Source organism: Microbispora rosea, assembly GCF_900156315.1.
Taxonomy (GTDB): domain Bacteria; phylum Actinomycetota; class Actinomycetes; order Streptosporangiales; family Streptosporangiaceae; genus Microbispora; species Microbispora rosea.
In genome coordinates, this window is the sequence record NZ_FTNI01000068.1 from 1 (window position 1) to 5,122 (window position 5,122).

Genomic DNA, 5,122 nt, shown 5'->3' on the forward strand with positions numbered 1-5,122 from the left:
TAGTAGCCGGGGACGAAGACCCACTTGTCGAGGGTCGCCTTGTTGCTCTTGGTGTCGTACACGCAATGGCCGGCGGTCGCCACCAGGTTCTTGTAGTGCGACTGGACAGCGGTCGCGGTGCACCAGTGCGGCCTGTGGTCGGCGCCGATGAAGAACACCTTGCCGGTGGTCTTCGGCAGGTTGACGTTCTTCGTGCTGGTGGTCGCCTTCTTGTCGCCGCTGGAGCCGACGACGCCGGGCTTGCTGTCCGCGGACGCTCCGCCGGTCGACACGTGCTTGGCCGAGACTCGCGTCTCCACGTTGTACGGCTTGGCGTTGCGGAGGTTGGCCATACGCTCGCCGAACCAGAAGGCGGCGACCTGCTTGGCGGCGAAGTTGGAGCTGGCCAGGGTGTCGTGCGGAACGGAGTCCGCGTGCGCGGGGGCGGCGACGACGGCGGAGGCCAGGAGGCCGACCGCGATGCCGCCGAGAGTGAGGGTGCGCTTCAAGGGTTGTTCTCCTCGGTCTGTCGGGGGCACAAAGTACGCCCACTCGTCAGTAAAGGGACGGTAAGAAAGTTATCGGAGGAGGCGGGCGGAAAGTAGCGCCGAAAGCGGCCCCCTCGACGCACCCGAAACGATCAAGGTCACGCCCGAACCTGAACGTTTCCTGTATTTCTGCTGATGAGATGCTGATTTCGAGAGGTCGCGCGCACGCTGCGTCACTGATCGTTCGGGCTGACAATGTGATGCAAATCACACTCATGCGATGGAACTGTGCGACGCGGTGATCACGTCTGATTTCGCCCGTGCGCGCCTAACGCCTGCGCTCGGGAGGAAGTTAGCCGGGGGCGGCCGGGAAGGCGCTCCTGAGGGCACAGGGAGCGCGCGGAGAGCGCGCGGTGAGACGGAGAGCGCGCGCGGTGAGAGAGGGAACGGCGCGAAGAGCGGAGAACAAGACAAGGGCCCGGCCGCACGCGGCCGGGCCCTTGCTCAGCTGAGCCTCACGGGACGAGGCGTCAGACGATGTTGGCCGAGGGGGTGGCGGCCGCGGTCTTGTAGACGGCCAGGGTCTCACCGTCGAAGTACGGGGAGACGCTGGTGTCGTAGCGGTTGTTGCCGTCGGTGTCGGAGACGCCGATGGTGACGCCGTTCAGGTAGCCGAACCGCGTCGCGTTGTTGTACTTGTACAGCCAGGCGGAGCCGGAGGCGCCCTCGCCGGTGAACGACGACTTGATGCCCTGGAGCGCCTCACCCTTCAGGGCCGAAGCCGTCGCGGGGAAGGTCTTGCCGTAGCTGTACTTGAGGGTCTTGCCGGAGAAGGCGTAGTTGCCGTCCGGGTGCGACCCGCTCGGGTAGCCGAACACGAAGGTCGGCTGGCCGACCTTCTGGTTGTAGGCCAGGCCCTGGCCGCCGACGTTGTCGCCCAGCTTGCCGACGTCCTTCAGGCCGATCGTCAGCTTCGCGCCGACGACCTTGTAGCCCTTGAAGGCCTTCGCCTTGAACGTCCGGCTGAAGTACTTGTACTCGTGGCTGCCGCTCTGCTGCTTCACCCGCCAGAACAGGGTCTTCCCGTCCCTGCTGACGTAGGAGTCCTTGTCCGACCTGTACTCGTTCGGCTGGACCCTGTCGTTGATCGCGCCGGCGGACGTCAGAGGAGCCCACGGGCCGTTTCCGGTCAGATCCTTGCCCTTGTTCCAGGCTTGGAACTCGGCGACGGTGACCGGAACCTCGGGGGCGCGACTCGAGAGAGTGTTGACCTCCACGACGCCGAGCTTGGAGATAGCGGTGGTCTTGTCGGCGGCGAGCTTGGCCTTGGCCCGCTCGGCATCCCACTTGCTCTTGTAGACCTGCGACTCGTACTTGCCGCTGGCGCCGGCGTCGGTCGGGGTGACGCCGTTGTAGACGGCGACGAACGCGTAGTCGAAGTCGCCGTCACCGTACGTGGTGTAGTCGAAGTGGGTGAACGCCATCTTGCCGACGTAGATGCCGTACGGCGTCTTGCCGTTGTAGTAACCCGGGACGAAGACCCACTTGTCCATCAGGTCCTTGTCCTTCACCGTGTCGTAGACACAGTGACCGGCCGTGGCCACCAGGTTCTTGTGCAGCGACTGCAGGGCGGTCGCGGTGCACCAGTGCGGCTTGTTGTCGGTGCCGATGAAGAACACCTTGCCCGTGGTGCGGGGCAGGTTGACGTTCTTCGACGTGCTGGTGGTCTTCTTGTCGCCGCTCGACGAGACGACGCCGGGCTTGGTGTCGGTGATCTCCTTGGGCATCGTCGACACGTGCTTCGCGGCGACCTTGGTCTCGCTGGAGTACGGCGTGGCATTGACCAGGTTCGCCATCTTCTCGCCGAACCAGAAGGCAGCGACCTGCTTGGCGGCGAAGTTGGTCTCGGCCAGCGGCTTGGACTTGGGCTTGCCGTGGCCGCGGTCGGCGTGCGCCGGGGAGGCGACGAGGGCGGTGGCCAGCAGGCCGACCGCGACGCCGCCGAACGCGAGGGTGCGCTTCAAGGTGCTCTCCATGGTCTGTCGTGAGGCGCGGCTTTCGCCTCATGCGTCAGTAAAGGATGCGCAAAAACTACCGGATTGATAGCTGAGGGCGTAAGAGAGGTGAAGCAATGGGTATCACCTCGTGATCTTGCATGTGATATGCCATTGCACGCCGACGCTGCCGGGTGCTTTTCCGGGGAATTCGCCCGCGGCGGGAGCGAGCTCTCCCCTTCTCGGACCGCTCGACCACCGCAGCGGCGACATCCGGATCACGCGTCGCCAGGACCTCCCCCTTCACACGGCCAGGGAGGAGTCACGGCCACCAGGACTCGAGTGCGGCCCTTCCGGTCACCCGGCCCTCGGGGGAGGGGCCCGATGAATTGACGACGCCGTTCCTTTTCCGCGTCGCCATCTCGTCGTCCGTGAAATGCGTAAGAAAAAGGACCCGGCTGGAGGCCGGGCCCTTTTTCTTCATCTCACTGACTGGGGGAAAGATCAGACGATCTTGCCGGACCAGTTGGCCTGAGCGGTCTTGTAGACGGCCAGGGTCTCACCGTCGAAGTACGGCGAAACGCTGGTGTCGATCCGGCCGTTCCCGTCGGTGTCGGAGACCGCGATGGTCACACCGTTGAGGTAGCCGAGCCGCTTGGCGCTGCTGTAGCGGTAGAGCCAGGACGAGCCGAGGGCGCCCTCACCGGTGAAGGAGGACTTGATGCCGACGAGCTCCTCGGCCTTCATCGACGGGGCAGAGGCCTTGAAGGTCTTGCCGTAGGCCCACTTCTGGGTCTTGCCGGAGAAGGCGTAGTTGCCGTCCGGGTGCGAGCCGCTCGGGTAGCCGAACTCGAAGACGGCGGTGCCGATCTTCTGGTTGTAGGCCAGGCCCTGACCGCCGACGTTGGCGCCGAGGGTGCCGACGTCCTTCAGAGCGATCGAGACCTTGAAGCCGACGACCTTGTAGCCGACGATCTTCGGGGTCTGCGACGGGGCCGGCGTCGAGTGGTTGTTCCAGCTGCCGTTGTGCGAGCCGCCGTTGTTCCAGCCGCCGTTGTGCGAGCTGCGCTCGTACACCGGCACGACCTGGAGCTTGGAGTAGCCCGTGGTCTTGTCGGCCTGGAGGCTCTTCAACGCCTTGTAAGCGTCCCACTTGGTCTTGTAGAGCCGGGACTCGTACTTGCCGCCGCTGGTGCCGCCCTCGGTGGGGATGACGCCGTTGTAGACGGTCACGAACGCGTAGTCGCGGTCGCCGTCCTCGTACACGCTGTAGTCGTAGTGCGTGTAAGCGGTCTTACCGACGTAGATGCCCCAGGGGGTCTTGCCCTCGTAGTAACCGGGGACGAAGACCCAGTTGTCCAGCGTGGTCGCGTTCGACTTGGTGTCGTACACGCAGTGACCCGCGGTCGCCACGACGTTCTTGTACTGCGACTGCAGAGCGGTCGCGGAGCACCAGTGCGGCTTGCCGTCGGCGCCGGTGAAGAACACCTTGCCGGTGGTCTTCGGCAGGTTCACGTTCTTCGACGTGCCGGTGGAAGCCTTCTGGTCGCCGCTGGAGCCCACGACGCCGGCCTTGTCGTCAGCGGAGACGCCGCCGGTCGACACGTGCTTGGCGGAAACCGTGGTCTCAGCGGTGTACGGCGTGGCGTTGACCAGGTTGGCCTTGGCCTGGCCGAGCCAGTACTGGGCGACCTGCTGAGCGGCGAGGTTGGTGTTGGCCAGGTTCACGCTCGGGACGGAGTCGGCGTGAGCCGGGGCGGCGATGGCAGCGGAGGCCAGCAGGCCGGCCGCGATGCCACCGAATGCGAGGGTGCGCTTCAACTTTCTCTCCCTGGTCTGTCGTGAGGCGACTCCTGCGCCCCATGCGTCAGTAAAGGAACGGTCAGAAAGTTATAGGAGAAGTTGGTGTGGTGTAAGTGGAACCACGACGTCTGCCCGCCGCCTCCGGGCTCGCGTGCTTCGCTCAGGTTGATGGGCCTATGCGGCATCTGTGCTGATCACGACCGGTGTCGGATGTCCGTCGTCACGCGGCGCGACCGCTCCGAGCCGGGGTCTCGTGTGATGCAAATCACACTGATCGGATGAAACCGCGAGAGGGGGTGCTACGTCAAAAGGGCCTTCAGCGGAACGTGCCCACGCTCTCGGTGGCTCGTTCCGGGTGCCCCAAAAGGGCTCAACCGGCGGTCTGCGGCAGTCTGCAGGGGCCTGATGGGGGCGGGAGGGCTCGGGCCGTTCCCGTCCGTCTGAGGACGATCTACGGCCTGCGCGGCGAGCCGGCCCATTACGCGGCATCTGGCGGTGGACGGCTCAGGCGTGCGCACATGGGGTGCGGCGTGACTGCTTCACGCGCTCGCGAAGCGCCCGATCGGGCCTCTGATGCCCGGTACGGCGAGGCGGCGCGCCGTGGAGCGGGAAGAGGGGCGGGGCCGGGGCGGACGGCCCTGTGATCGGTCGTGAGATCGGCTCTGAGAGCGGCCGTGGGATTGGCTCTGAGATTGGCTCTGAGAACGGCCGTGAGATCGATGGCGTGACCGCCGGGCGGTGAAGCGCGGGTGTGGGCGTTTTCGGGCAACGGAAAAGGGCCCGGCGGGAGGCCGGGCCCTTTCCTTGACTCTGCGTTACTGGGGGGAAGATCAGACGATCTTGCCGGACCAGTTGGCG

The 5,122-nt window shown here is 65.5% G+C and carries 2 protein-coding genes and 1 pseudogene; all 3 read right to left on the reverse strand.

Features of this window, described 5'->3' with window-relative positions:
- A pseudogene (locus BXA11_RS40910) lies at window positions 1–488 on the reverse strand (trypsin-like serine peptidase); the annotation flags it as partial.
- Window positions 489–997: 509 nt separating this feature from the next.
- A complete protein-coding gene (locus tag BXA11_RS45205; protein ID WP_076443323.1) occupies window positions 998–2,491 on the reverse strand; it encodes a trypsin-like serine peptidase in 1,494 nt (497 codons plus the stop codon).
- Window positions 2,492–2,965: 474 nt separating this feature from the next.
- On the reverse strand, window positions 2,966–4,282 hold the full coding sequence (locus BXA11_RS45210) for a trypsin-like serine peptidase (RefSeq protein WP_076443322.1): 1,317 nt from the start codon (window positions 4,280–4,282) through the stop codon (window positions 2,966–2,968).
- Between the last annotated feature and the right edge of the window lie 840 nt (window positions 4,283–5,122).